The 26,383-nt window shown below is 58.6% G+C and carries 26 protein-coding genes; 14 read left to right on the top strand and 12 right to left on the bottom strand.

The window, feature by feature from the left end; genetic code table 11:
• Positions 1-173: 173 nt before the first annotated feature.
• Both gorA and KK102_RS20205 read right to left on the bottom strand, forming a co-directional pair.
• Positions 174-1,526, bottom strand: a complete 1,353-nt coding sequence (gene gorA / locus KK102_RS20210; protein WP_126545922.1) for a glutathione-disulfide reductase — start codon at positions 1,524-1,526, stop codon at positions 174-176.
• Between the two features lie 71 nt (positions 1,527-1,597).
• Entirely contained in the window at positions 1,598-2,440 is an 843-nt protein-coding gene (locus KK102_RS20205) for a 23S rRNA (adenine(2030)-N(6))-methyltransferase RlmJ (RefSeq protein WP_216358305.1), read from the bottom strand.
• Between the two features lie 206 nt (positions 2,441-2,646).
• Between KK102_RS20205 and prlC the strand changes: the two genes are divergently transcribed.
• Positions 2,647-4,689, top strand: coding sequence for an oligopeptidase A (gene prlC / locus KK102_RS20200; RefSeq protein ID WP_216358304.1), 2,043 nt, complete (start codon positions 2,647-2,649; stop codon positions 4,687-4,689).
• 7 nt (positions 4,690-4,696) lie between these two features.
• Complete coding sequence (gene rsmJ / locus KK102_RS20195; RefSeq protein WP_216358303.1) at positions 4,697-5,461, top strand: 16S rRNA (guanine(1516)-N(2))-methyltransferase RsmJ; 765 nt, start codon at positions 4,697-4,699, stop codon at positions 5,459-5,461.
• Between the two features lie 73 nt (positions 5,462-5,534).
• Here the strand turns inward: rsmJ and uspA are convergent, their stop codons facing one another.
• On the bottom strand, positions 5,535-5,972 hold the full coding sequence (uspA, locus tag KK102_RS20190; protein ID WP_003861223.1) for a universal stress protein UspA: 438 nt from the start codon (positions 5,970-5,972) through the stop codon (positions 5,535-5,537).
• 283 nt (positions 5,973-6,255) lie between these two features.
• Between uspA and uspB the strand changes: the two genes are divergently transcribed.
• Positions 6,256-6,591: a universal stress protein UspB gene (uspB, locus tag KK102_RS20185; RefSeq protein ID WP_003861224.1), complete on the top strand. Its 336-nt coding sequence runs from the start codon at positions 6,256-6,258 to the stop codon at positions 6,589-6,591.
• A 54-nt stretch (positions 6,592-6,645) separates the two neighbouring features.
• Here uspB and pitA read toward each other — a convergent pair whose 3' ends face one another.
• Positions 6,646-8,145 carry an inorganic phosphate transporter PitA gene (pitA, locus tag KK102_RS20180; protein WP_010436629.1) on the bottom strand — a complete coding sequence of 500 codons (1,500 nt, stop codon included), beginning with the start codon at positions 8,143-8,145 and terminating at the stop codon, positions 6,646-6,648.
• Positions 8,146-8,373: 228 nt separating this feature from the next.
• On the opposite strand from pitA, the gene KK102_RS20175 reads away from it, so the two are divergent.
• A complete protein-coding gene (locus tag KK102_RS20175; protein WP_216358302.1) occupies positions 8,374-9,573 on the top strand; it encodes a BaiN/RdsA family NAD(P)/FAD-dependent oxidoreductase in 1,200 nt (399 codons plus the stop codon).
• Positions 9,574-9,676: 103 nt separating this feature from the next.
• A complete protein-coding gene (locus KK102_RS20170) occupies positions 9,677-10,702 on the top strand; it encodes a TerC/Alx family metal homeostasis membrane protein (protein ID WP_120159402.1) in 1,026 nt (341 codons plus the stop codon).
• Between the two features lie 95 nt (positions 10,703-10,797).
• Here KK102_RS20170 and KK102_RS20165 read toward each other — a convergent pair whose 3' ends face one another.
• Complete coding sequence (locus KK102_RS20165) at positions 10,798-11,460, bottom strand: HAD family hydrolase (RefSeq protein WP_126545916.1); 663 nt, start codon at positions 11,458-11,460, stop codon at positions 10,798-10,800.
• 237 nt (positions 11,461-11,697) lie between these two features.
• Here KK102_RS20165 and KK102_RS20160 point away from each other — a divergent pair, with 237 nt between their 5' ends.
• Positions 11,698-12,225 carry an NlpC/P60 family protein gene (locus tag KK102_RS20160; RefSeq protein ID WP_216358301.1) on the top strand — a complete coding sequence of 176 codons (528 nt, stop codon included), beginning with the start codon at positions 11,698-11,700 and terminating at the stop codon, positions 12,223-12,225.
• Positions 12,226-12,229: 4 nt separating this feature from the next.
• Here KK102_RS20160 and KK102_RS20155 read toward each other — a convergent pair whose 3' ends face one another.
• Positions 12,230-13,024, bottom strand: coding sequence for an SDR family NAD(P)-dependent oxidoreductase (locus KK102_RS20155; RefSeq protein WP_100167316.1), 795 nt, complete (start codon positions 13,022-13,024; stop codon positions 12,230-12,232).
• Between the two features lie 32 nt (positions 13,025-13,056).
• On the bottom strand, positions 13,057-13,938 hold the full coding sequence (locus tag KK102_RS20150) for a LysR family transcriptional regulator (RefSeq protein WP_126545914.1): 882 nt from the start codon (positions 13,936-13,938) through the stop codon (positions 13,057-13,059).
• 99 nt (positions 13,939-14,037) lie between these two features.
• Between KK102_RS20150 and KK102_RS20145 the strand changes: the two genes are divergently transcribed.
• The 8 genes from KK102_RS20145 (at position 14,038) to arnF (ending at position 22,246) form a co-directional block, all read left to right on the top strand.
• Complete coding sequence (locus KK102_RS20145; RefSeq protein ID WP_108417671.1) at positions 14,038-14,544, top strand: phenolic acid decarboxylase; 507 nt, start codon at positions 14,038-14,040, stop codon at positions 14,542-14,544.
• Positions 14,545-14,867: 323 nt separating this feature from the next.
• Positions 14,868-16,007: a UDP-4-amino-4-deoxy-L-arabinose aminotransferase gene (gene arnB / locus KK102_RS20140; RefSeq protein WP_216358300.1), complete on the top strand. Its 1,140-nt coding sequence runs from the start codon at positions 14,868-14,870 to the stop codon at positions 16,005-16,007.
• Between the two features lies 1 nt (position 16,008).
• Entirely contained in the window at positions 16,009-16,992 is a 984-nt protein-coding gene (gene arnC / locus KK102_RS20135) for an undecaprenyl-phosphate 4-deoxy-4-formamido-L-arabinose transferase (protein ID WP_010436594.1), read from the top strand.
• On the top strand, positions 16,989-18,971 hold the full coding sequence (arnA, locus tag KK102_RS20130) for a bifunctional UDP-4-amino-4-deoxy-L-arabinose formyltransferase/UDP-glucuronic acid oxidase ArnA (protein WP_126545912.1): 1,983 nt from the start codon (positions 16,989-16,991) through the stop codon (positions 18,969-18,971). Before arnC ends, arnA begins: the two co-directional genes overlap by 4 nt.
• Positions 18,968-19,870, top strand: a complete 903-nt coding sequence (gene arnD / locus KK102_RS20125) for a 4-deoxy-4-formamido-L-arabinose-phosphoundecaprenol deformylase (RefSeq protein WP_126545911.1) — start codon at positions 18,968-18,970, stop codon at positions 19,868-19,870. Before arnA ends, arnD begins: the two co-directional genes overlap by 4 nt.
• Complete coding sequence (gene arnT / locus KK102_RS20120; protein ID WP_216358299.1) at positions 19,867-21,522, top strand: lipid IV(A) 4-amino-4-deoxy-L-arabinosyltransferase; 1,656 nt, start codon at positions 19,867-19,869, stop codon at positions 21,520-21,522. Before arnD ends, arnT begins: the two co-directional genes overlap by 4 nt.
• Positions 21,519-21,845, top strand: a complete 327-nt coding sequence (gene arnE, locus KK102_RS20115) for a 4-amino-4-deoxy-L-arabinose-phosphoundecaprenol flippase subunit ArnE (RefSeq protein ID WP_126545909.1) — start codon at positions 21,519-21,521, stop codon at positions 21,843-21,845. Before arnT ends, arnE begins: the two co-directional genes overlap by 4 nt.
• On the top strand, positions 21,842-22,246 hold the full coding sequence (gene arnF / locus KK102_RS20110) for a 4-amino-4-deoxy-L-arabinose-phosphoundecaprenol flippase subunit ArnF (protein ID WP_126545908.1): 405 nt from the start codon (positions 21,842-21,844) through the stop codon (positions 22,244-22,246). Before arnE ends, arnF begins: the two co-directional genes overlap by 4 nt.
• Here arnF and acpT read toward each other — a convergent pair.
• Genes acpT through KK102_RS20085 form a run of 5 tightly spaced genes read right to left on the bottom strand, consistent with a single transcriptional unit; the run spans position 22,197 to position 26,383 of the window.
• Positions 22,197-22,790 carry a 4'-phosphopantetheinyl transferase AcpT gene (acpT, locus tag KK102_RS20105; protein WP_010436580.1) on the bottom strand — a complete coding sequence of 198 codons (594 nt, stop codon included), beginning with the start codon at positions 22,788-22,790 and terminating at the stop codon, positions 22,197-22,199. The two genes, arnF and acpT, sit on opposite strands and share 50 nt — an antisense overlap.
• Before the next feature lie 2 nt (positions 22,791-22,792).
• Positions 22,793-24,022: a beta-ketoacyl-ACP synthase gene (locus tag KK102_RS20100; RefSeq protein WP_126545907.1), complete on the bottom strand. Its 1,230-nt coding sequence runs from the start codon at positions 24,020-24,022 to the stop codon at positions 22,793-22,795.
• On the bottom strand, positions 24,019-24,750 hold the full coding sequence (locus KK102_RS20095; protein ID WP_126545906.1) for a 3-ketoacyl-ACP reductase FabG2: 732 nt from the start codon (positions 24,748-24,750) through the stop codon (positions 24,019-24,021). The genes KK102_RS20100 and KK102_RS20095 overlap by 4 nt, the downstream gene beginning before the upstream one ends.
• Positions 24,744-25,217 (bottom strand): hotdog family protein, encoded by a 474-nt coding sequence (locus KK102_RS20090; protein ID WP_126545905.1) that lies wholly within the window; start codon positions 25,215-25,217, stop codon positions 24,744-24,746. The genes KK102_RS20095 and KK102_RS20090 overlap by 7 nt, the downstream gene beginning before the upstream one ends.
• Positions 25,217-26,383, bottom strand: a complete 1,167-nt coding sequence (locus KK102_RS20085) for a beta-ketoacyl-[acyl-carrier-protein] synthase family protein (protein ID WP_216358298.1) — start codon at positions 26,381-26,383, stop codon at positions 25,217-25,219. Before KK102_RS20085 ends, KK102_RS20090 begins: the two co-directional genes overlap by 1 nt.

Genomic DNA, 26,383 nt, shown 5'->3' with positions numbered 1-26,383 from the left:
GGACCTCCGGTTGTGTGTTCAAAAGACAGGTTTTTCCGGGCGTCTTATAAGCGTAGACATTCGCTTCGGTAGATGGGAGGGATATGTGCGGTGGATCACGATTTTCGGAGCATTCGTTTTGCAACGATTTATGAATGTTAAAAAAAATGCCCCTCCGGGGAGGGGCATCAGGATTAACGCATTGTCACAAACTCTTCCGCCGCCGTCGGGTGGATCGCCACGGTGTTATCGAAATCTTTCTTCGTTGCGCCCATCTTCAGCGCCACGGCGAAGCCCTGCAGGATCTCATCCATGCCGAAGCCAATGCCGTGGATACCGACAATCTTCTCTTCCGGGCCTACACACACCAGCTTCATGCGGCACGGCTGACGGTGAGAGGTGACGGCGGTATACATCGCGGTAAACGCCGATTTATACACTTTCACCTGGTCGTCACCGTACTGCTCGCGCGCCTGCGGCTCGGTTAGGCCAACGGTGCCGATTGGCGGGTGGCTGAAGACGACGGTTGGAATGTTGCTGTAATCCAGATGCTCGTCCGGCTTGTTGTTAAACAGGCGCTCGGAGAGACGACGGCCCGCCGCAACGGCTACCGGCGTCAGCTCAACGGCACCGGTGTTATCGCCGACCGCGTAAATACCCGGTACGCTGGTGTTCTGGAACTTATCAACGACGATGTAGCCCTTATCGTTGGTTTTTACGCCCGTTACCGCCAGGTTGAAGTTATCGTTCGCCGGTTCACGGCCAATCGCCCAGATCAGACAATCGACGGTCTGGCTGCGGCCATCTTCCAGCTCCAGGGTCAGGCTGCCGTCCGCGTTTTTCACCACCGCTTTTGGCACGGCGTTGGTGTGCAGGGTTGGACCTTCGGTGTTCATCACTTCAACCAGGGTGTCGACAATCAGCGGGTCAAAGCTGCGCAGCGGCGCGTGTTTTCGCACGAACAGGTGCGCCTCAGCGCCCAGACCGTTAATCACGCCGGCCAGCTCCACCGCGATATAACCCGCGCCAACAACGGCAACGCGCTTAGGCAGGGCAGGCAGTTCGAAGAAACCGTCGGAGTCGATGCCGTATTCCACGCCCGGAATGTTCGGGTGGCTCGGACGACCGCCGGTGGCGATCAGGATGTGATCGGCGGTGATCGTCTCACCGTTCACTTCGATCGTTTTCGCGTCCACAAAGCGGGCGAAGCCGTGGATAACGTCGACGTTATTTTTGCCCAGCACGTTGTCGTAGGAGGTATGAATACGGTCGATGTAGGCGGTACGGCTGGCGATCAGCTTGTCCCAGTCGAAGTTATTGATGGTGGTGTCAAAGCCGTAGTCCGGACCGTACATATGGATAGCTTCGCGGATTTGCGCCGCATGCCACATCACTTTTTTCGGTACACAACCCACGTTCACGCAGGTGCCGCCCAGCGCTTTGGCTTCAATCAGCGCACACTTCTGGCCGTACATGGCCGCGCGGTTGATCGAGGCGATGCCGCCGCTGCCGCCGCCGATGGCGATGTAGTCATAATGCTTAGTCATAGCTTTTGTCCTTAATCGTGAATTGCCGCGATTGTATACCTGAAATCAATAGTTTCCACCGATGGCTGTGATTACTCCGGCACGATCCAACTGACGGAGGTATGGCCCGTACCCGCTGGCACCAGCGTTTTGTGCAGCCACGGCAGCACGTTGTTCATCTGCGCTTCGAGCTTCCACGGCGGGTTGATCACAATCATGCCGGAAGCAGTCATGCCGCGCTGATCGCTGTCCGGACGTACCGCCAGCTCGATCTGCAGGATTTTGCGGATGCCGGTCGCTTCCAGGTCTTTGATCATGCGCTTGATTTGCGCGCGCAGCACCACCGGGTACCACAGGGCGTATGTCCCGGTGGCGAAGCGTTTGTAGCCCTCGTTGATGCCGGTCACCACCGCCTGATAGTCGGTTTTGATTTCGTACGGCGGGTCGATCAGCACCAGGCCGCGACGGGAAACCGGCGGCAGCTTGGCTTTCAGCTGCTGGTAGCCGTCGGCTTTGTCCACGCGGGCGCGGCTGTCTTTCTGGAATTCGGAACGCAGCAGCGGGAAGTCGCTCGGGTGCAGTTCGGTCAGTTGAATGCTGTCCTGCTCGCGCAGCAGCTGGCGGGCAATCAGCGGAGAGCCCGGGTAGTAGCGCAACTGGCCGTTGCGGTTAAAGTGATTCACCACGCCAATGTACGGCTCCAGCTCGGCAGGCAGATCGTCCTGCTGCCAGATACGCGCAATCCCTTCCAGATATTCACCGGTACGCTCGGCATGCTCGCCGCTCAGCTGATAACGGCCCGCGCCCGCGTGGGTGTCCAGATAAAGGAACGGTTTATCCTTTTCTTTAAGCGATTCGATGATCAGGCTCTGAACGGTGTGTTTGAGGACGTCGGCGTGGTTGCCTGCGTGGAAGCTGTGGCGATAACTGAGCATGGGTAATGATATTCCGCTGAATTGACGATTTGCCACAGTTTACAGCAGAACGGCACAGATTACCCGCAGGCCCGGTAAGCGCAGCGCCACCGGGCTCTTTTCCGCCACGTCTGGCATTGAAATCCTCTACACTTAACCCCATTACTGAACAATATGCACAGCGCCGGATGCGCGCTTCATTCACCTATTTCAACAGGACAGCGTTTATGACCAATCCATTACTGACGCCTTTTTCGTTGCCACCGTTTTCTAAAATCCTCCCCGAGCATGTGGTTCCAGCGGTTACGCAATCGCTGGACAACTGCCGCGCGGCGGTAGAAAGCGTGGTCGCGCAGGGCGGGCCGTACACCTGGGAAAATCTGTGTCAGAAGCTTTCCGAAGTGGACGACGTGCTTGGGCGTATCTTCTCCCCGGTGAGCCACCTGAACTCGGTAAAAAACAGCCCGGAACTGCGCGAAGCCTACGAACAGACCCTGCCGCTGCTCTCTGAGTACAGCACCTGGGTCGGCCAGCACGAAGGGCTCTACAAAGCCTACCGCGACCTGCGCGACGGCGACCATTATGCCGAGCTGAACACGGCGCAGAAAAAATCGGTCGATAACGCCCTGCGTGATTTTGAGCTGTCCGGGATTGGCCTGCCAAAAGAGATGCAGGTTCGCTACGGTGAAATTGCCGCGCGCCTGTCCGAGCTGGGCAACCAGTACAGCAACAACGTGCTCGACGCCACCATGGGCTGGACGAAGCTGATTACCAACGAAGCGGAGCTGGCGGGTATGCCGGAAAGCGCGCTGGCGGCGGCAAAAGCGCAGGCCGAGGCGAAAGAGCAGGACGGCTTCCTGTTAACCCTGGATATCCCGAGCTATCTGCCGGTGATGACCTACTGCGACAACCAGGCGCTTCGCGAAGAGATGTACCGCGCCTACAGCACCCGCGCCTCCGATCAGGGGCCGAACGCTGGTAAGTGGGACAACAGCCCGGTGATGGCGGAAATCCTCGCCCTGCGTCACGAGCTGGCCCAGCTGCTGGGCTTTGAGAACTACGCCGATAAATCCCTCGCCACCAAAATGGCGGAAAATCCGCAGCAGGTGCTCGACTTCCTGACCGATCTGGCGAAACGCGCCCGTCCGCAGGGTGAGAAAGAGCTGGCCCAGCTGCGCGCCTTTGCGAAAGCGGAGTTCGGCGTGGACGAGCTGCAGCCGTGGGACATCGCTTACTACAGCGAAAAACAGAAACAGCACCTCTACAGCATCAGCGACGAGCAGCTGCGCCCGTACTTCCCGGAAAACAAAGCCGTTAACGGCCTGTTCGAAGTGGTGAAACGCATCTATGGCATCACCGCGAAAGAGCGTACCGATATCGACGTCTGGCATCCGGACGTGCGCTTCTTCGAACTCTATGACGAGAAAAACGAACTGCGCGGCAGCTTCTACCTTGACCTGTACGCGCGTGAGAACAAGCGCGGCGGGGCGTGGATGGACGACTGCGTGGGCCAGATGCGTAAAGCCGACGGTACTCTGCAGAAGCCGGTCGCCTACCTGACCTGTAACTTCAACCGTCCGGTGAGCGGCAAGCCTGCGCTCTTTACTCACGATGAAGTGATCACCCTCTTCCACGAGTTCGGTCACGGTCTGCACCATATGCTGACCCGCATCGAAACCGCAGGCGTGGCAGGCATCAGCGGCGTGCCGTGGGATGCGGTCGAGCTGCCGAGCCAGTTTATGGAAAACTGGTGCTGGGAGCCGGACGCGCTGGCGTTCATCTCCGGCCACTATGAGACCGGCGAACCGCTGCCGAAGGAGCTGCTGGATAAAATGCTGGCGGCCAAGAACTACCAGGCGGCGATGTTCATCCTGCGTCAGCTGGAGTTCGGCCTGTTCGATTTCCGCCTGCACGCCGAGTTCAGCCCGGAGCAGGGCGCAAAAATCCTTGAAACCCTGGCCGAGATTAAAAAGCAGGTCGCCGTGATCCCAGGACCAACCTGGGGCCGCTTCCCGCACGCGTTCAGCCATATCTTTGCAGGCGGTTACGCGGCGGGTTACTACAGCTACCTGTGGGCCGACGTGCTGGCGGCGGATGCCTTCTCTCGCTTCGAAGAGGAGGGGATCTTCAACCGCGAAACCGGCCAGTCGTTCCTCGATAACATCCTGACCCGCGGTGGTTCCGAAGAGCCAATGGTGCTGTTCAAACGCTTCCGCGGACGCGAGCCGCAGCTGGATGCGATGCTTGAGCATTACGGGATCAAAGGCTGATTGTTACGTGAAGATCTGCTTAGTGGATGAAACGGGCGCCGGAGACGGCGCCTTATCTGTTCTGGCGGCCCGCTGGGGGCTGGAGCACGATGAAGAAAACCCGATGGCGCTGGTGATGACGCCGGAGCACCTGGAACTGCGCAAGCGCGACGAGCCGAAGCTCGGCGGGATTTTTGTCGACTTTGTCGGCGGGGCCATGGCGCACCGGCGCAAGTTCGGCGGCGGTCGCGGCGAAGCGGTAGCTAAAGCGGTTGGCATTAAAGGAAGCTATCTGCCGGACGTGGTCGATGCCACGGCGGGGCTGGGGCGCGATGCCTTTGTGCTGGCGTCTGTCGGCTGTCACGTGCGGATGCTGGAGCGTAATCCGGTGGTCGCTGCGCTGCTCGACGACGGGCTGGCGCGAGGCTATGCGGACCCGGAAATCGGCTCGTGGCTGCAGGCGCGTTTGCAGCTGATTCACGCCTCCAGTCTGACGGCGCTGACCGATATCACCCCTCGCCCGCAGGTGGTCTATCTCGACCCGATGTTCCCGCATAAGCAGAAAAGCGCGCTGGTGAAGAAAGAGATGCGGGTGTTTCAGTCGCTGGTGGGGCCGGATTTAGATGCAGATGGCCTGCTGGAGCCGGCTCGTCAGCTCGCGACGAAGCGGGTGGTGGTAAAGCGCCCGGACTATGCGCCGCCGCTGGCGGACGTTGCGACCACTAACGCGGTGACCACTAAAGGGCACCGGTTTGATATTTATATCCCCTCACCCCAACCCCTCTCCCCATAGGGGCGAGGGGCTCGATCGTTCCCTCTCCCCTATGGGGAGAGGGTTAGGGTGAGGGGTAAGGTTTGTACCTTACTTACTCGTCTTCTTCGTCACGCAGCGGAACAATCAGCATATCTACATGAACGGTGTTAATCAGCTGGCGCGCTGAAGACATCAGCTTGCTCCAGAAGTCCTGATGGTGACCGCAAACCACCAGGTCCATGTCGTATTTCTTGATCGCATCAACCAGCACCTGGCCCAGGTCGCCGCTACCGCTCAGGGTTTCGGTGATTGGATAGCCCGCGTTGGTGGACAGTTCGCTCAGCGCATGGTGAGTCTCTTCGGAGATGCGTTTCTGCATATCGCCAAGATTCACGTCGATCAGACCGGTGTAAAGGTCGGAGTAGTTCACATCAACGTGAATCAGCGAAACTTTCGCGTTGTAGGGACGTGCCATGGATACCGCTTTATCAACCAGCACTTTGCTCTCCGGAGAGAGGTCTACCGCGATGAGAATGTGTTTGTAAGCCATAGTGTTACTCCTTCCTTAAGTTATCGATGACTAAATGGGAAAGCCGTCGTCTGATGCTTTCATTACGGCCCAGTTAAACATATTTTTCAAGCTTTGGTGTTGATAACGATTAACCTTGTGGCAAAAAAATTAACGGATCTCCTACACTATTAAATGAGCCGTTCGGATATTAAAACGCGAACCGGATCGACTTTTGGTCATTCTTTCACTGAACTGTCTGTCAGGGCATTGGAGTGCGGTAGCTCAGAAGCCTTGCTTCGTGGGCGGACGCCGGGGAGGATGTATGATTAGCACCGTCGCATTGTTTTGGGCGTTATGCGTAGTTTGCATAGTGAATATGGCGCGCTACTTCTCATCGTTACGTGCGCTGTTAGTAGTACTTCGTGGTTGCGATCCGTTGCTTTATCAGTATGTGGACGGTGGAGGATTCTTCACCTCGCATGGACAGCCCAGCAAACAGATGCGTCTGGTGGGATACATCTACTACCAGCGTTACCGCGATCACCACGATGAAGAGTTTATCCGTCGCTGCGAGCGCCTGCGTCGTCAGTTCATTTTGACCAGCGCCCTGTGCGGGCTGGTCGTGGTCAGCATGATTGCATTGATGATTTGGCACTGAGCATAAAAAAAGCGGGTCAGTTTCCTGACCCGCTTTTTTGTCACCTTCAAGCGATTAAATCAGCTTCAGCGAAATCCAGTACAAACCGCCAGACAGCAGGATGGATGCCGGGAGTGTAAACACCCAGGCCATCAGAATGTTGGTCACGGTTTTGCGCTGCAGACCGCCGCCGTCAACAATCATGGTACCTGCCACGGACGAAGAGAGTACGTGGGTGGTGGATACCGGCATACCGGTGTAGCTCGCCAGACCGATAGAAACCGCCGCCGTCATCTGCGCAGACATTCCCTGCGCATAGGTCATGCCTTTCTTACCGATCTTCTCGCCGATGGTGGTCGCCACACGACGCCAGCCAATCATTGTACCAATACCCAGTGCCAGCGCGACGGCCATGATGATCCAGATTGGCGCATACTCAATGGTGTTGAGCATATCGCTTTTCAGTTTCTTCAGCAGACGTTTGTCGTCAGCGTTCACGTCTGGCAGCTTCGCGACTTTATCCGTCACGTCAGAGATGCAGAGCATGATGCGACGCAGCTGACCACGCTGTTCAACGGCCAGTTTGTCGTAGCTTTCGATGTCGCCCAGCATGCCTTTGGCACGTTCCAGCGCGTTAATCGCGTTTGCCGGATGGCAGTGGAACTCGCCCGGCGCGGTGGTGGCACCTGCTTCAGGAGACGGAATCAGCTGGTCAACGCCGGTCGCTTTCTTCAACAGGGCAGGATGCTGCTGGAAGTAAACTTCGACGTTGTTAATCGCATCACGGGTACGGGTGATTTCGTAACCGGAGGCGTTCATGTTGACCACGAAGCCCGCCGGAGCAACGCCAATCAGTACCAGCATCACCAGACCAATCCCTTTCTGACCATCGTTCGCGCCGTGAGAGAACGCCACGCCGATAGCGGAAATGATCAGGGCAATACGCGTCCAGAATGGCGGCTTTTTCTTGCCGTCTTTCTTCTCACGCTCTGCTGGCGTCAGGTGGATACGCGCACGTTTTTTCGTGTTGCTCCAGTAGCGACGCAGGATGAAAATTAATCCACCCGCAACCACCAGACCCACGATAGGAGAGATGATCAAAGAGCCGAAAATTCCCAACACTTTCGGGATGTTCAGCGCATCAACAACGGACGTCCCGGTCATCAGGGCATTGGTTAACCCGATACCGATAATCGCGCCGATGAGGGTGTGAGAACTGGATGCAGGCAGGCCGAAATACCAGGTACCGAGGTTCCAGATAATTGCAGCAAGCAGCATTGAGAACACCATAGCAAGGCCATGGCCAGAACTAACGTTGAGAAGCAGATCCGTTGGCAGCATATGCACGATCGCATACGCAACGCTCAGTCCGCCCAGGAGGACACCAAAAAAGTTAAATACCGCCGCCATAACAACCGCAAGCTGCGATCGCATTGCGCGAGTGTAGATAACCGTTGCTACTGCGTTTGCAGTGTCGTGGAAGCCGTTGATCGCTTCGTAAAACAGTACAAAAACCAGAGCAAGCAATAATAAAAGCCCGGTATGTAAATCCAGGCCGGCAAACAAATGTAGCATAGGACGTTACGCCATTTTGAGGACATGAACGCGGCGCATTATCCAGGACAAATGCACGGCGGGCAAAGTGAAATATAGACTTTTTTTGACATACCACCTGATTTGGAAAAAGTGCCTGAAAGGATAATCTTTAAATATCAATGAAATGGCTTTGTAATATCTTTTTACGCTGGTGTGACCACAGAGGAAACTTTACAATCCGCGGCAGTTAACGAAGAGGATTTTGACGTGGAAAGGTTTGATGCCGTGGTAATTGGCGCCGGTGCGGCGGGTATGTTTTGTGCGGCAATGGCCGGACAGGCGGGTCGTCGCGTGCTGCTGCTGGATAACGGTAAAAAGCCAGGCCGTAAGATCCTGATGTCCGGCGGCGGGCGCTGCAACTTTACTAATCTGTATGTTGAACCCGCGGCCTATTTGAGCCAAAACCGTCATTTTTGTAAATCTGCGCTGGCGCGTTACACCCAATGGGATTTTATCGATCTGGTGGGTAAGCACGGCATCGCGTGGCATGAGAAAACGCTGGGCCAGCTGTTCTGCGACGACTCCGCGCAGCAGATTGTCGATATGCTGGTGGCCGAGTGCGAGAAGGGTGGCGTGACGATGCGCCTGCGTACGGACGTGCTGGAGGTCGCCCGCGACGAGCAGGGTTACAGGCTACAGCTGAACGGTGAAACCGTCAGCGCCGACAGCCTGGTGATCGCCAGCGGCGGCCTGTCGATGCCGGGGCTGGGGGCTTCTCCGTTCGGCTATAAGATTGCCGAACAGTTTGGCCTGAAAGTCTTGCCAACGCGTGCCGGTCTGGTGCCGTTCACGCTGCATAAACCGCTTCTGGAACAGCTCCAGACGCTTTCCGGCGTGTCCGTTCCCTCGGTCATTACCGCCGAAGACGGCACGGTGTTCCGCGAAAACCTGCTCTTTACCCATCGCGGCCTCTCCGGTCCGGCGGTGCTGCAAATCTCCAGCTACTGGCAGCCGGGAGAATTTGTGACGGTAAACCTGGTGCCGGACTGCGATCTGGACGTGTTCCTCAACGAGCAGCGTACCGCGCACCCGAATCAGAGCCTGAAAAATACCCTGGCGATGCAGCTGCCGAAGCGTCTGGTGGAGTGCCTGCAGGTGCTGGGGCAGATCCCCGACGTATCGCTTAAGCAGCTAAACAGCCGTGAGCAGGACGCGCTGGTCGAGACGCTGACAGCCTGGCGCGTTCAGCCAAACGGCACTGAGGGCTACCGCACGGCGGAAGTGACGCTGGGCGGTGTCGATACGCACGAGCTTTCTTCGCGCACCATGGAAGCACGCAATGTTCCAGGGCTCTACTTCATAGGTGAAGTGATGGACGTCACCGGCTGGCTCGGCGGGTATAACTTCCAGTGGGCGTGGGCCAGCGCCTGGGCGTGCGCGCAGGCGCTGGCTGAAAAGAACGGTTAATATTGATTTTTTAGAGTGCCGCTCTTTAAAAGGCACTCTTTTTCTCTACTGGCTCCGGCCAGTCTGCATGGTGCTGTGTTTTGCCTCTATAAAAGGGTTGTGTATGTCTGCTGCTCATCTCGGTTTCCCGACGGAAACCGTTGTTGTCTTTGTCGTAATGGCCGTTGGGGCGATGTTTATCGATCTCTTCATGCACCGTCACGATAAGCCTGTCTCGCTGAAAAGCGCGGCGATGTGGTCCGTTTTCTGGTTCTCGATGGCGATGGCGTTTGCCGGGTTCCTGTACATCCACCACGGTGCCGAAATGGCGAGCCTGTTCCTTACCGGTTACGCGCTGGAGGAAGTTCTCTCCATTGATAACCTGTTCGTGATGATGGCCATCTTCGCCTGGTTTGGCGTGCCGGATAAATACCGTCACCGTGTGCTCTACTGGGGCGTGCTGGGGGCGATTGTTTTCCGCGGCATCTTTGTCGCCATCGGGACCAGTCTGCTGAGCCTGGGGCCATACGTTGAGGTGGTTTTTGCACTGGTCGTCGGCTGGACGGCGGTGATGATGCTCAAGCGCAATGAAGAGAGCGATGAAGTTGAAGATTACTCCGGTCATCTGGCTTATCGTCTGGTAAAACGCTTTTACCCGGTCTGGCCAAAAATCAGCAGCCACGCGTTTATCCTGACGCAAAAAGAGGTGGATGCTGAGCTGGAGAAGCCAGAAAACCAGGACGTCATGGTTGGCCGCGTGAAGAAAGCGAAGCGCTACGCGACGCCGTTACTGCTCTGTGTGGCGGTGGTGGAACTCTCTGACGTAATGTTCGCGTTTGACTCCGTACCGGCCATTATCGCGGTGAGCCGCGAACCGCTGATTATCTACAGCGCCATGATGTTCGCTATCCTCGGCCTGCGTACCCTTTACTTCGTGCTGGAAGCGCTGAAGCAGTACCTGGTGCACCTCGAGAAAGCCGTAGTGCTGCTGCTGTTCTTTGTGGCATTCAAGCTGGGTCTGAATGCCACCGATCACTTCTGGCATCACGGTTACAGCATTGGCGCGACGGCCAGCCTGTTTGTGGTATTGGGCGTGCTGGCGCTGGGGATTATTGCGAGCGTGATGTTCCCGGGGAAACGTGAGGCCTGATGTACCGCCCGGTGGCGCTTCGCTTACCGGGCCTACGATTTGGTTTTCTCCCTCTCCCTGTGGGAGAGGGCCGGGGTGAGGGCAAAAGACCGCACCTAACCCTTAATCGGTGAATTCCGGCGCTTGCGCGGCGGGTGGAAGTGCCGCCAGTGCGGATCCTGCGCTGCCGCCAGCAGTTCGTGGTCACCGCGGGTATCGCCCCAGGCGCGCAGGTGGTAGGTGTTGAGATCGCCGTAGACCTTTTCCAGCCTCGCCACTTTCTGTGCACAGCGGCAGTTATTGCCGGTGATACGCCCGGTCAGCTTGCCGTTCTTCACTTCCAGCTGCGTACCAATCAGCTTAATGCCGAGCTTATCCGCCCACGGCTGAAGTACCAGCGCCGGGGAGGCGGAGCAGATAGTCACTTCCGCACCGGAATTCACCTCAGCCGCAACGGCTAAAACCCCTTCAGGGCGCATCAGCTTGTTCCAGTATTTTTCACAAAAGGCTTCCGCCTGCTGACGTAACCAGTGCTCGTCCACACCTGTCAGGAACGTTTTGATCAACACCTCTTTCAGCTCATCACGCGTCAGCTTGCGGCGCACGCAGTGGAGCGTCGGCAACGCCATCCGCACCAGCCGTCCCGCGAAGTAACGCTTGCCAAAGGCAAAGCGCAGGAAAGGGATAAAGCTGTCGTGATGCGTCAATGTTCCATCAAAGTCAAAGACGGAGAGCACGTGGGATTTGGCCACGGCGTCGTCGGCAATCATATTGGTCATAAATACGTCTTAGCTGAAATAAACATTCTGCTCATTAGTTTACCTGCTTTAACGCCACAGTCCTTATACCACGCGCGTTTTTTTCTCATTCTTGCGATATGGCCGAAGAGTCCAAAATCAGACTCGATAAGAATTGGATGAAAAACGAACAGTCTATATTATCGCCACATTGCACGATTTTTGGGGAAACATTGGCCCCACCCGTAAGGAAAAACTCACTTACTGCTTCTTTTTGATATGACTCTTAGATCGCTTATTTCAATACTCTCGTTAAGTTTTGCCTCGTTTTCAGCATTTAGTTTTCAACTGCCTGCTTCCATGTTGTCAATGAACAGCGAGCTGTCGGCATCCCCGGCAACGTCCGGGCTGATGCATCGGCAAACGGATCCGCTACGTTCCCGCATTCTCGATCAATACCAGAAATGGAAAGGGACCCACTACCAGTGGGGAGGAACCACGCACCGCGGGGTGGATTGCTCTGCGCTGATGCAGCACCTCTTCAGTGATGCCGCACACCTGGCGCTGCCGCGCACCACGAGCGAGCAGATCCATCGCGGTGTGCAGGTGGAACAATACCGCTTGAAGGCCGGAGATTTGGTGTTTTTCCAGACGGGCCCGAACCGGAAGCATGTGGGCGTTTACATTGGTGATAGCCAGTTCATTCACGCCTCGAGCAGCCAGGGCGTAACGGTTTCAACCCTGACGGACAACTACTGGCAGGAACATTTCATCACCGCCCGCCGGGTGGCGGGCGCTGCAGCCTGACGGCTCAGATGATGTCATCCACCACGCCGCCATCGACGCGCAGTGCCGCGCCGGAGGTGGCGGAGGCCTGCGTTGAACAGACATACACCACCATATTCGCCACTTCTTCCACCGTCGCGGCGCGCTGAATCACCGAGCTGGGGCGATTAGCCATCACAAACTCTTTCGCCAGCTGCTCCAGCGATTTCCCGGTTTTCTCGATCTCGTCTTTCATCATCCCGGCAAAACCGTCGGACATCGTTGGTCCTGGCAGGACGCTGTTAACCGTGACGCCGCTTCCGGCTACAAATTTCGCCAGCCCGCGCGCCAGCGAGAGCTGCGCCGTTTTGGTCACGCCATAGTGGATCATATCCGCCGGAATATTGCAGGCTGATTCGGACGAAATAAACACCACGCGCCCCCATCCTTTCTGCACCATGCCGGGCAGCAGGGCGCGGGAGAGGCGCACGCCGGACATTACGTTGGTCTGCCAGTAACGCTCCCAGGTGTCATCGTCGGTGGAGTAGAAATCCTGCGGGCCGTAAATCCCCGCGTTGTTGACCAGAATGTCGACGTTCGTTGCCACGTTCAGCAGCGCGTCCACCCCGTCCGGTGTACTGAGATCGGCAATGGCCGCCCGCACCTGCACGCCGGGCACGACCTGCTGGAGTTGCTGAATACCCTTGTTCACCGAGTCCGTGCTGCGGCCGTTCACAATCACTTCCGCACCACTTTCAGCCAGCCCTCGGGCGATAGCGAACCCAATCCCGCCGGTTGAGGCGGTCACCAGCGCCACTTTCCCCGTAAAATCGATTTTCATGCTCCGCTCCTTGTGGTTTTAACGTTCAGACCTTAAAGCGTAGCAGGTGAGGATGACGGCTCCTGTTTAAAAAGGTGCAGCAGGGTGTCCACCTGCTCATCCAGCGGGCTGAGCGAGCGCTTAACGATGAGGTGCAGCGGCGTCGCGCGGCGCACCCCGTGGCTGAGCGGCAGCGCTTTCAGAATGCCTTGTTCCAGCTGCGTTTGAATACGCTCTTCCGGCAGCCAGCCGTATCCAACCTGGTTCATCACCGCTTCGATGGCGGCATCAATGGTGGAAAATGTCCAGGACCCGCCAGCAGGACGGGCAGCAGGCTGACTGTCCGCAATCTGGATAAGCGGCCACGGGCGCAGCAGTTCATCGTTCAGCGGTGCTTCAAGTGCAAACAGAGGGTGCTCGTGATGGGCAACGGCGACAAAGTCGATATTCATCAGCCATTCGCCCAGTCCCGTAATGTCCTGGCGGCGGGTGAGGATCATCACGTCGGCTTCATCGTTCAGCGCATCGTCGCGGCTGTTTTCCAGCACTTCGGTAAGCCGCACCTGCGTTTGCGGATAGCGCTGCTGGAACTGCCGCAAAATGGCGAACAGGCGGCGACGCGGGAAAATACTGTCAACCATGAGGTCGAGCCGGGTCCGCATGCCGCTCTGCAGCGTCGCGGCGCGCGTCTCGACGTAAGAGAACGCCTTCAGCAGCGGTTTAACCTGATTCAGTAATAATTCCCCTGCGGGAGTGAGCACGGCCCGTCTTCCCTCCGCCATCAGCAGCGCCACGCCCAGCCGCTCCTGCAGCAGCGACAGGTTATAGCTGACCGAAGACTGGCTGCGGTGGGTCTCTTCCGCTGCTTTAGCAAAGCTGCCAGCCTCCACCACTCTCTCCAGCAAGGCCCATTGTTCGAGCGTCGTCTTGTGCATAATTAATCTAAAATTTGGATGAATTTGATTCAAACATAGCGTTATTCATTCGTTTTTTGAAGGAATAAGATCGTCTCATCAAAACAAAGGAGACATCTTATGAACACCTTCGACAAACATGATTTAAGCGGCTTCGTCGGCAAACATCTGGTTTATACCTACGATAATGGCTGGAACTATGAAATTTACGTCAAAAACGAAAACACCCTCGACTACCGTATTCACAGCGGCCTGGTCGGCAACCGTTGGGTGAAAGACCAGCAGGCGTACATCGTCCGCGTTGGGGAGAGCATCTATAAAATCTCCTGGACCGAGCCCACCGGCACCGACGTGAGCCTGATTGTGAACCTGGGCGACAGCCTGTTCCACGGCACGATCTTCTTCCCGCGCTGGGTAATGAACAATCCGGAAAAAACCGTCTGCTTCCAGAACGATCACATTCCGCTGATGAATAGCTATCGCGATGCGGGCCCGGCATATCCAACCGAAGTGATTGACGAATTTGCCACTATTACTTTTGTTCGCGACTGCGGTGCTAACGATGAAAGCGTTATTGCGTGTGCTGCCAGTGAACTTCCAAAAAACTTTCCTGATAATTTAAAATAAGCGCGACAATTAACTAAAAAGAAAAGTTCCCGGCTCATTTCATATTTATTAGAAATGGTCGGGAATTTTTCGTTTGTTGATGTTTGGTTTAGATAAAAAGCGCGTTAACGGTGAGCGTAATCACAAAATAAATAATTCACAATTCAATAACTCTTTGTTTATTAATTGATTTTATGTTTTTTGCCATTCCTCTTTTTCGCTATCTTAATTTTTCCCTAAGAAATGAACGTTACCTTGAGATGAGTTTATGGTTCGTTGAAATAAACGCGTCGGCATTTGGTTAATATCAAAAAGTTGCCTTAAACATCTCAAGGAAAATAATAATGCGTGATTTTTTGCCTTTTTCCCGTCCTTCAATGGGCGCTGAGGAAATCGCCGCAGTGCAGGAGGTATTAACCTCCGGCTGGATCACCACCGGGCCGAAAAATCAGGCGCTGGAAGAGGCGTTTTGTACGCTTACCGGAAACCGTCATGCGATTGCCGTCTCCTCCGCCACGGCGGGGATGCACGTCACCCTGATGGCGATGGATATCGGTCCCGGCGATGAGGTGATTACCCCCTCCCTGACCTGGGTGTCGACGCTGAATATGATCGTGCTGCTGGGCGCCACGCCGGTGATGATCGACGTCGACAAAGAGACGCTTATGGTGACGCCTGAGGCGGTCGAGGCCGCCATTACGCCCCGCACGAAAGCCATTGTGCCGGTGCATTATGCGGGCGCGCCGTGCGATATCGACGCCATTCGCGCCGTCGGTGAACGCCACGGTATTCCCGTCATTGAAGATGCCGCGCATGCCGCCGGAACCTACTACAACAACCGTCACGTGGGCTGGCAGGGGACGGCAATTTTCTCTTTCCACGCCATCAAAAACATGACCTGCGCCGAAGGTGGCCTGGTGGTGACGGATGACGCGCAGCTGGCGGAGAAAATCCGCAGCCTGAAGTTCCACGGTCTGGGCGTAGATGCCTATGACCGCCAGACCCACGGCCGCGCGCCGCAGGCGGAGGTCATCACCCCGGGCTTCAAATACAACCTTGCGGATATCAACGCCGCGCTGGCGCTGGTGCAGCTGGGCAAGCTGGGCGAGGCCAATAAACGCCGTCGCGACATTGCCGACCGCTACCGGCTTGAACTGGCGGATACCCCTTTCCTGCCGCTGCGCACCCCGACCTGGCCGCATCTGCACGCCTGGCACCTGTTTATTATTCGCGTGGATGAAGCCCGGTGCGGCATCTCGCGCGATGCATTCATGGCGGCGCTAAAGGAGCAGGGCATCGGTACGGGCCTGCACTTCCGCGCGGCCCACACGCAAAAATACTATCGCGAGCGTTTCCCGGAGGTGTCCCTGCCGAACACCGAATGGAACAGCGCGCGCATTTGTTCTCTCCCTCTTTTTCCGGACATGACCCATGACGACACAACCCGCGTCATTACCGCGCTCCATCAGCTTGCAGGACATTGATATGTTCAGCGCGCCGCCCGTTCAAAAAGTCTCCGTGGTGATCCCGGTCTACAACGAGCAGGAGAGCCTGCCGGAGCTGATCCGCCGCACAACCGCTGCCTGCGACACCCTGGGCAAGGCTTACGAAATTCTGTTGGTGGATGACGGCAGCAGCGATGACTCCGCCATGATGCTGACCGACGCCGCCCAGGCGGAGGGCAGCCATATCGTTGCCGTGCTGCTCAACCGCAACTACGGCCAGCACTCGGCGATCATGGCCGGATTCAGCCACGTGACGGGCGATCTGGTGATAACGCTGGACGCTGACCTGCAAAACCCGCCGGAAGAGATCCCGCGCCTGGTCGCCAAAGCCGACGAGGGCTACGACGTGGTCGGCACCGTGCGGCAAAACCGTCAGGACAGCCTGTTCCGCAAGCTGGCGTCACGCACCATTAACCGGCTGATCCAGCGCACCACCGGTAAAGCGATGGGCGATTACGGCTGCATGCTGCGCGCCTATCGCCGCCACATCATCGACGCCATGCTGCACTGCCACGAACGCAGTACCTTCATTCCGATTCTGGCGAACACCTTTGCCCGCAAAGCGACGGAGATCCCGGTGCTGCACGCCGAGCGCGAGCACGGGGAGTCGAAGTACAGCTTTATGCGTCTGATCAACCTGATGTACGACCTCATCACCTGCCTGACCACCACGCCGCTGCGCCTGCTGAGCGTTTTCGGCAGCGTTATCGCGCTGGCCGGGTTTGCGCTTTCCGTTCTGCTGGTCGTGCTGCGGCTGGCCTTTGGCCCACAGTGGGCGGCGGAAGGGGTCTTTATGCTGTTTGCCGTGCTGTTCATGTTCATCGGCGCCCAGTTCATTGGTATGGGCCTGCTCGGTGAATACATCGGCCGTATTTACAACGATGTTCGCGCGCGTCCGCGCTACTTTATTCAACGGGTTGTCCGTCAGGAACACACCGCATCTCAAGAGGAAAAACACCCATGAAAGCTGTCGTCTTCGCCTATCACGATATGGGGTGCTCGGGCACGCAAGCCTTGCTGGACGCGGGCTTCGACATTACGGCCATCTTCACGCATCCGGACGTTGCCGGAGAAAACCATTTCTTTGGCTCGGTGGCGCGTATTGCGGCTGAACACGGGATCCCGGTGTACGCCCCGGACGACGTGAACCACCCGCTGTGGGTGGATCGCATTCAGAAACTCGCGCCGGACGTGATTTTCTCGTTCTATTACCGCAACCTGCTCTGCGATGCGATCCTGAGCGTGGCAGACAAAGGGGCGTTCAACCTGCACGGCTCCCTGCTGCCAGCCTACCGTGGCCGCGCCCCGCTGAACTGGGCGCTGGTTAACGGTGAAACGGAAACCGGCGTAACGCTGCACAAAATGGTACGACGTGCCGATGCGGGCGGCATCGTGGCGCAGCAGAAAGTGAGCATTGACGCCGATGAGACGGCGCTGGAGCTGCACCGCAAGCTCTGCACCGCTGCGCAAAGCCTGCTGCGCGACGCGCTGCCGACGATCCTTCAGGGAACCTTTACCGAAACCGCGCAGGATGAAAGCAAGGCCAGCGGCTTCGGTCGCCGCACGCCGGAAGATGGCCGTCTGGACTGGAACCAACCGGCCCGCCAGCTGCACAACCTGGTACGCGCCGTGACCGACCCGTGGCCGGGCGCATACAGCTTTGCGGGCGTGAGTAAATTTATCGTCTGGAAATCCCGCGTGCGTGACGACATTCCTGCCGCTAAACCGGGCACCGTCGTCTCGGTCTCCCCGCTGATTGTGAGCTGCGGCGAGCAGGCGCTGGAGATCGTCACCGGACAAACCGACAGCGGCTTGTACGTTCAGGGGGCGCAGCTGGCGCAGTCTCTGGGGCTGGTGGCGGGGGCGCTGATCACCAGCGCGCCGGTGGTGGCGCTCAAGCGGCGCACGCGCGTGCTGATCCTCGGGGTGAACGGGTTTATCGGAAACCACCTCACCGAGCGTCTGCTGAAAGACGACAACTACGAGATCTACGGTCTGGACATTGGATCCGACGCGATCGGCCGTTTCCTCGGTAATCCGCGCTTCCACTTCGTTGAAGGGGACATCAGCATCCACTCGGAGTGGATCGAATACCACATCAAGAAATGCGACGTGGTGCTGCCGCTGGTGGCGATTGCCACACCGATTGAGTACACCCGTAACCCGCTGCGCGTGTTCGAGCTGGACTTCGAAGAGAACCTGAAGATCATCCGCGACTGCGTGAAATACGATAAGCGCATCATCTTCCCGTCCACCTCGGAGGTGTACGGCATGTGTACCGATAAGAACTTCGACGAGGACACCTCCAGCCTGGTGGTCGGGCCGATCAACAAGCAGCGCTGGATCTACTCCGTCTCCAAGCAGCTGCTGGATCGCGTGATTTGGGCCTACGGTGAGAAAGAGGGGCTACGCTTTACCCTGTTCCGTCCGTTTAACTGGATGGGGCCGCGTCTGGATAACCTGAACGCCGCGCGTATCGGCAGCTCCCGCGCCATCACCCAGCTGATCCTGAACCTGGTGGAAGGGTCGCCCATTAAGCTTATCGAAGGCGGCAAACAGAAACGCTGCTTCACCGATATCAGCGACGGCATCGAAGCGCTGTTCCGCATCATCGAAAACAAAGACGGCCGCTGCAACGGAGAGATCATCAACATCGGCAACCCGGACAACGAAGCGAGCATTCGCGAGCTGGCTGAAATGCTGCTGGCAAGCTTTGAGCGCCATCCGCTGCGCGGCCAGTTCCCGCCGTTTGCCGGGTTCCGCGAAGTGGAGAGCAGCAGCTACTACGGCAAAGGCTATCAGGACGTAGAGCACCGCAAGCCGAGCATCCGCAACGCGAAGCGCTGCCTGAACTGGACGCCAACCGTGAAGATGGAGCAGACCATTGATGAAACGCTCGACTTCTTCCTGCGCACCGTGGAGCTGTCGGAACAGGCATCATGAAAAAGGTCGGTTTACGCATTGATGTCGACACCTTTCGCGGCACCCGCGACGGCGTCCCGCGGCTGCTGGAACTGCTGAGCAAGCACGACGTGCGTGCCAGCATTTTCTTCAGCGTCGGGCCAGACAACATGGGGCGTCATCTGTGGCGCCTGGTTAAACCGGCATTTCTGTTCAAAATGCTGCGCTCGCGCGCGGCATCCCTCTACGGCTGGGATATTTTGCTGGCGGGGACCGCCTGGCCCGGCAGGCGCATCGGCGCGGGGAATGAGGCGATTATCTGCGAAGCGGCGCATCAGCACGAGGTAGGGCTTCACGCCTGGGATCACCATGCCTGGCAGGCATGGGCGGGCGTGTGGGATATTCCGCGCCTGGAACAAGACGTCGAGCGCGGCGTGCAGGAGCTGGAGGCGATTACCGGCCAGCCCGTGCGCTGTTCCGCGGCGGCGGGATGGCGTGCCGACCAGCGCGTGGTGAAAGCCAAGGAGACCTTCGCGTTTCGCTATAACAGCGATTGTCGCGGTACCGCCCCGTTTTTACCGCTGCTAGGGAACGATCGCACCGGTACGGTTCAAATTCCGGTCACGCTCCCGACCTGGGATGAAGTGGTCGGGCGCGACGTCAGTGCCGAAGGGTTTAACCGCTACATACTGGACTCCATGCATCGTGACGAGGGTACGCCGGTCTACACGATTCACGCCGAGGTGGAGGGGATCGCGTATCAGCATGATTTTGATGCGCTGTTGACGATGGCTGCCGCCGAGGGCATTCACTTCTGCCCGCTCGGAGACATGCTGCCGGACGATCTCAGCACCTTGCCGGTCGGCAAAATTGTGCGCAATGAAATGGCCGGTCGGGAAGGCTGGCTTGGCTATCAACAAACCGTGAGCCCGGTATCATGAAAGCAGCCCGTTATGGCGTAGCGCTTCTCGCACTGTTTATTGTTTACTACGTTATCCCGGTCGATCTCCGCCTGTTGTGGCAGCCGGACGAGACGCGCTACGCGGAAATCAGCCGTGAAATGCTCGCCTCAGGCGACTGGATTGTGCCGCATTTTCTCGGCCTGCGTTACTTTGAAAAGCCGATTGCCGGCTACTGGGTTAACAGCATCGGGCAGCTGATCTTCGGTCACTCTAACTTTGCCGTGCGCGCCGGGGCGATCTTCTCCACCGGGTTGACGGCGCTGTTGGTCATCTGGCTCGCCTGGCGCCTCTGGCAGGATAAGCGGGTGGCGATTTTCTCCGGCCTTATCTTCTTAACGCTGTTCCTGGTCTATGGCATCGGCACCTACGCCGTGCTGGATCCGATTATCGCCCTGTGGCTGGCGGTGGCGATGTGCAGCTTCTGGCTGGCCGCACGGTCGAAAACCGTGCCTGGAAAAGCGGGGGGCTACATTCTGCTGGGGCTGGCCTGCGGCATGGGCGTCATGACCAAAGGCTTCCTGGCGCTGGCGGTCCCGGTGATGGGCGTGCTGCCGTGGGTGATTGCCCAGAAACGCTGGAAAGAGGTGCTTGTTTTCGGCTGGCTGGCGATCCTGAGCTGCGTGCTTATCGTCCTGCCGTGGGGGCTGGCGATCGCCCAGCGCGAACCGGATTTCTGGCGTTACTTCTTCTGGGTGGAGCATATCCAGCGTTTTGCACAGAGCGATGCCCAGCATAAAGCGCCGTTCTGGTACTACCTGCCGTTCCTCGTCGCGGGGAGTCTGCCGTGGCTGGCGCTGCTGCCGGGCGCGCTGCGCCTCGGCTGGCGTGAGAGGCAAAATGAGGGGGCGGGGCTCTATCTGCTGGGCTGGGTGGTGATGCCGCTGCTGTTCTTCAGCATCGCCAAAGGCAAGCTGCCCACCTATATCCTGCCGTGCTTCGCGCCGCTGGCTATCCTGATGGCGCGCTACGCCTGCACGATGGCGGAAAAAGGGGCCCGCGTGCTGCGCGTCAACGGCGGCATCAACCTCGCGTTTGGCGTTATCGGCGCGGTGGCGGCGCTGGTGGTGTCGCCGTGGGGACTCGCTAAACATCCGGTCTGGACATCGGTTGAACTGTACAAAGTCTTCTGTGCCGCGATCGCTTTTCTTATCTGGGCCGCGGTGGGCTGGTTTACGCTGAAGCAGAGCGCGCGGCGCTGGTGGCTCGCGGCACTTTGTCCTGCCGGTCTTGCGCTGCTCATTGGGTTTGCCATCCCTAACCTGGTGGTGGATTCCAAACAGCCGCAGTCGCTGGTGGATACCGTGCGCATGCCGCTGGAGGAGAGCCGGTTTGTGCTGGCAAACAACGTTGGCGTGGCGTCGGGGCTGGCGTGGGAACTGAATCGTCATGACATCATTCTTTTTGGCCAGACCGGGGAGCTGAAATATGGCCTCGGTTACCCGGATGTGAAAGGACGGTTTGTGAGCAACGGTGACATCGCACAATGGCTCGAAACGCATCGTCAGCAGGGGCCGGTATCACTGGTGATCCTGCTTTCAAAAAACGATGACATTGCCCGCGCCAGGCTGCCGAAACCGGACAGCCTGACGATTCAGGGGCGTCTGGCCTACCTGCAATATCTGCCGCAATGATGGCCTGGATCTGGCTGGTACTGGCAAGCCTGCTGAGCTGCGCAGGGCAGCTGTGTCAGAAACAGGCAACCCGGGCGAAGGGCGGTCAGCGAACTGCCCTGTGGCTTGGGCTGGCCTTGCTGGCGCTTGGCGGTGGGATGCTTGCCTGGCTGGTGGTGTTGCAGCTTCTGCCCGTCGGCGTGGCTTACCCCATGCTCAGTCTGAACATTGTCTGGGTCACGCTGGCGGCGAAAATCGTCTGGCATGAGTCGGTCCCGTCACGCCACTGGCTGGGCGTCGGGTTGATTATCGTCGGGATTATCCTGCTGGGAGGAAGCCTGTGAAGGGGGCATGTTGGGCGTTATGCAGCGTGGTGTTGGTCAGCGTGGCGCAGCTGGTGCTGCGCCACGCCATGGTGACGCTGCCGCCGGTGAGTGAGGCCTTTTTTACGGCCCTCCGGCACGCCGCGCCCGGCACGGGAACCTTGATGCTGGGTCTAACTGGCTATGTGGCCTCGATGGGCTGCTGGTATCTGGCCCTGCAGCGCATGGCGCTCAGTCGAGCCTATGTCCTGCTGAGCCTCAGCTACATTCTGGTGTGGGGTGCCGCCGTGTTGCTGCCCGGCTGGGGAGAACACTTTTCCTGGCGCGGGCTGGCGGGCGTTGGCCTGATTATTCTCGGCGTGCTGACGATCTTTATGCCGCAGACGTATTGGGGTAAGAGATCGACTCAGCGGTCAAGGTAAAGGGCGTCGGGGTACACACCGCCAGGCTCAGCGTGCCGAAGCGCAGCTGGCTCACCGAATGCGTCTGCGCGGTGCTGTCGATGCTGACAATCTGCCAGGCGCTGCCGCCGCGCTGCTTCACTATCGCCTCTTTCCGCGTCCAGATACGCCAGAAGGCAGAAAGCTGTTCCTCGGGCGCTTCGCGCTCAAGCTCTTCATGCTCGGTGATGCTAAAGACGGCATTCGCCAGCGCCTGCCAGTTCTGCCGTGGGCGGATCACTTCGATATCGCAGCCGACTTCACCTTCGTCGCTCATCAATAAGGCAATGTCGTCGCCGCTATGGCTCAGGTTGAACCACAACGGGTGCCCCTTCGCAAAAGCCGGTTTTCCCTGTTCACCGTAAATGATGTCGGGCAGCGGCGAGGGGGATAATGTTCTGGCGAGCAGCGTCCGGCCTGCAAGCCAGGATGCGTTTCGCGCACCCTGAGGTGCCCTGTCTGCGAGCGTTGACGCCAGCGGGTCCGCGCTAAGGGTGGAGATTTTTCCCAGTACAAACTGGTACATAGTTACGCCCAGCGTTTAATGATTATCGAAGTATTGATGCCGCCGAATGCGAAGTTATTGCTTTGCAGATACTCACAGTCAATCTGACGGGCTTCCCCCATAATATAATCTAAAGCGCCGCATTGCTCATCCGGTTGTCTTAAATTGAGCGTTGGAATGAACCAGCCTTCGCGCATCATCTCCAGGCTCAGCCAGGCTTCCAGCGCCCCGCACGCGCCCAGCGTGTGGCCAAAATAGCTTTTCAGGGATGAAATGGGCACGCTGTCGCCGAAAATGGCGGCGGTGGCCTGACTCTCGGCGATGTCCCCGCGATCGGTCGCCGTGCCGTGGGCGGAAATGTAGCCAATATCCAGAGGGCTCAGGCCCGCCATCGCCAGCGACTGTTCCATACAAATCTGCATGGTTTCACGCTGGGGCTGGGTGATATGGGCCGCATCGCAGTTGGTGGCAAAGCCCACAATCTCGCCGTAAATTGTCGCACCGCGCGCTCTGGCGTGCTCCAGCTCTTCCAGAATGACGGTGCCTGCACCTTCGCCAATCACCAGACCGTCGCGCTGGCTGTCGAAAGGCGACGGCGTGGTTTTGGGCGCGTCGTTACGCTGGCTGGTGGCGAAGAGGGTATCAAAAACGGCGGCTTCCGAGGGGCAAAGCTCTTCCGCACCGCCCGCCACCATCACGGTTTGATAACCATGACGAATAGCCTCCCACGCATAGCCAATCGCCTGGCTCCCGGAGGTACAGGCGCTCGAGGTGGGGATCACCCGTCCGCGCAGGCCAAAGAACAGTCCCGTATTGACGGCGGTGGTGTGCGGCATCATCTGCACATAGGTCGTGCCGGTGATGTTATGGGTGTGCTTTTCCATAAGCATGGACGCGAATTCGCTCACCGGCCCGGTGCTGCCCGTCGACGAGCCGTAGGCGATGCCGGTTTGACCGCTGGTCAGCACGGCGTCGTCGATCAGGCCCGCCTGCTCCAGCGCCAGCTCGGTGGCGCGGGTAGAGAGCAGCGACACGCGACCCATGGCCCGAATCCGCTTGCGGGTGTAGCGATCCGGCAGGGTGAAGTCCTCAATGGGCGCGGCCAGCAGGGTTTGCAGACCGTCATACGCCTGCCATTCAGACATGGTGCGCACCGCATTTTCATACCCGCGCAGGCGGCGTGAAATGGTCGGCCACGTTTCGCCAAACGCGGTGATGCCGCCCATGCCGGTAATCACGACGCGGCGCGTCATAGCATACCTCCGTTAATCGAGATCACCTGGCGCGTCACATAGCCCGCCTTGTCTGACATCAGGTAGCTCGCCAGCCCGGCCACTTCGTCAGCGTGGCCCATACGCTGCATCGGGATCATCGACATTGCCGCGTTCAGGGCGGCCTCGTCCATCTCGATCATGCCGGTATCAATCAGCCCCGGCGCGATGCAGTTCACGGTGATTTTGCGCTTCGCCAGCTCAACGGCCAGCGCTTTGGTGGCCCCGATAATCCCGGCTTTGGCGGCGCTGTAGTTCACCTGCCCGCGGTTGCCCATCAGGCCAGAAACCGACGACAGGGTGATAATCCGCCCGCCCTTGCGGGTGCCGATCATCGGCATAATGCAGGGATGGATAACGTTATAGAAACTGTCGAGATTGGTGTGGATCACGCTGTCCCAGTCATCCTCGCTGAGCGCCGGAAACGCGCCGTCGCGGGTGATGCCTGCGTTACTGACCACGCCATACCATGCGCCGTGGTCAGCTATTTCCTGTTCCAGCACCGCGCGGCACTGCTCGCGGTTGCCCACGTCGAAGGCAAGTAAACGGCCCGTGCCGCCCGCCTGAACAATCGCGTCGAGTGTCTCCTGTGCGCCAGCGGCATCGCGGTGGTAATGCACGCCCACGGTGAAACCGTCAGCCGCAAGCTGAAGGGCAATAGCGCGGCCAATGCCTTTGCTGGCACCGGTGACCAGTACGGATCTCATGATGGCGTTCCCTGATTGAAAAGTGATGTTAATTCTTCTTCGCTCGGCTGGAAGGTGTTCACCCGGCCCGTGGCAAGGGAGGCGTTATCCGCGTGGATGACGCACTCGAAGCTGCCAAAGCGTTCATCCTGCATCAGCCGTTCGATGGTAATGGTCAGCGTGGTGCCTGCGGTAAAAAGCCCTGCGGCGCATACCAGCTCACGCGCGCCCAGCACCATGCCCAGTGGGCTGTGCGGCAGCCCTTTTTGCAGGCGATGCCACTCACACCAGACGCCGACGGTCTGCGCCATCAGCTCCAGCGCAAACCAACCCGGCAGGTCGCCGTCGGCGTTCAGAAACGGAGCGAGCACGCCGCGCCCGCTCACCGTGACGCTGCACGCTGCACCGTCGTTGGTGACGCTCTCGACGGTCTCCAGCAGCATCATGGGCGCGTCGTGAGGAAGATACCCGGCGGGAGATAAATATTCCATCACACTCTCCCCAGCAGCAGGCTGGCGTTGTTGCCGCCAAACGCGAACGAGTTCGACAGGATGACCGGTTTTTTCAGCGGGGCAGGCGCGTGCAGCAGTCCGCAGGCGGGCAGCGTGTCGTCCTGCGCGTAGCGGGAAAAATCCTGCGGCGGCAGGGGCAGGTTGCGGGTCAGGATCAGCCAGCCTAGCGCGGCCTCGGTGATCCCGGCGGCGCCCAGCGTGTGGCCGGTCAGATGTTTGGTGGAACTGCACGGCACGCGTTCGCCAAACAGATCGTGGATCACCTGCGCCTCAATGCGATCGTTAAGCGGCGTGGCGGTGCCGTGCAGGTTGATATAGCCGATATCATCCGCCGTCATGCCCGCCTCGTTCAGCGCCTGCGTGATGGCGCGGATGGCCCCTTCACCCTGCGGGTGCGGCGCGGAAATATGATACGCATCGCTGGATTCACCCGCGCCCAGCAGCGCGATCTCTCCCGGCTCGCGGGTTAGCACCATCAGCGCCGCCGCTTCACCAATGGTGATCCCCCGGCGGTCACGGCCAAAGGGTTCGCACTGGGTTGGCGAGAGGGACTCCAGGCTGTTAAACCCGTTAACCGGCATGCGGCTCAGGCTGTCGGCACCGCCCACAATGGCGACATCCACCAGCCCGGCGTTGATCAAACGACAGCCGCTGATGATTGCCCGCGCGCTGGAGGAGCAGGCGGTCGAAATGGTATATGCCGGGCCGTCCAGCTCAAGCCAGCCTGCGAGAAAGCGCGACGGATCGCCCAGCTCCTGCTGCGGGTATTGCCACTGCGGGCTCTCCTCGCCGCTCCGAGAGAGGCGCACGTACGCGTCACCTTCGTCCAGCCCGGACGTGCTGGTGCCAAGCACCACCGCCACGCGGTCGCGTCCCACGCGCGCGATGGCCGCATCGACGGCAGGCTGGATCTGCGCCAGCGCCGCCAGCAGCAGCTGGTTGTTACGGCTGCGATGCGCCGACAGGTGGTCCGGTATTGACGGCAGCACGCCCTCCACGCCGCCCAGCACAGCATCCGGCACGCCCTGCAGCCAGCCTGTGCGGTGACGCATCCCCGGCGCAACGCCTGCGGTCAGGTTTGCCGCAATCTCATCAGCCGAGTTGCCCAGGGCGTTGACCATGCCAACGGCAGAAAGGTAGATCAT

The organism is Enterobacter quasimori, from assembly GCF_018597345.1.
Lineage (GTDB): Bacteria > Pseudomonadota > Gammaproteobacteria > Enterobacterales > Enterobacteriaceae > Enterobacter > Enterobacter mori.
The sequence above is the reverse complement of the archived record's forward strand: the minus strand, read 5'-3'. Positions and strand labels throughout refer to the sequence as shown.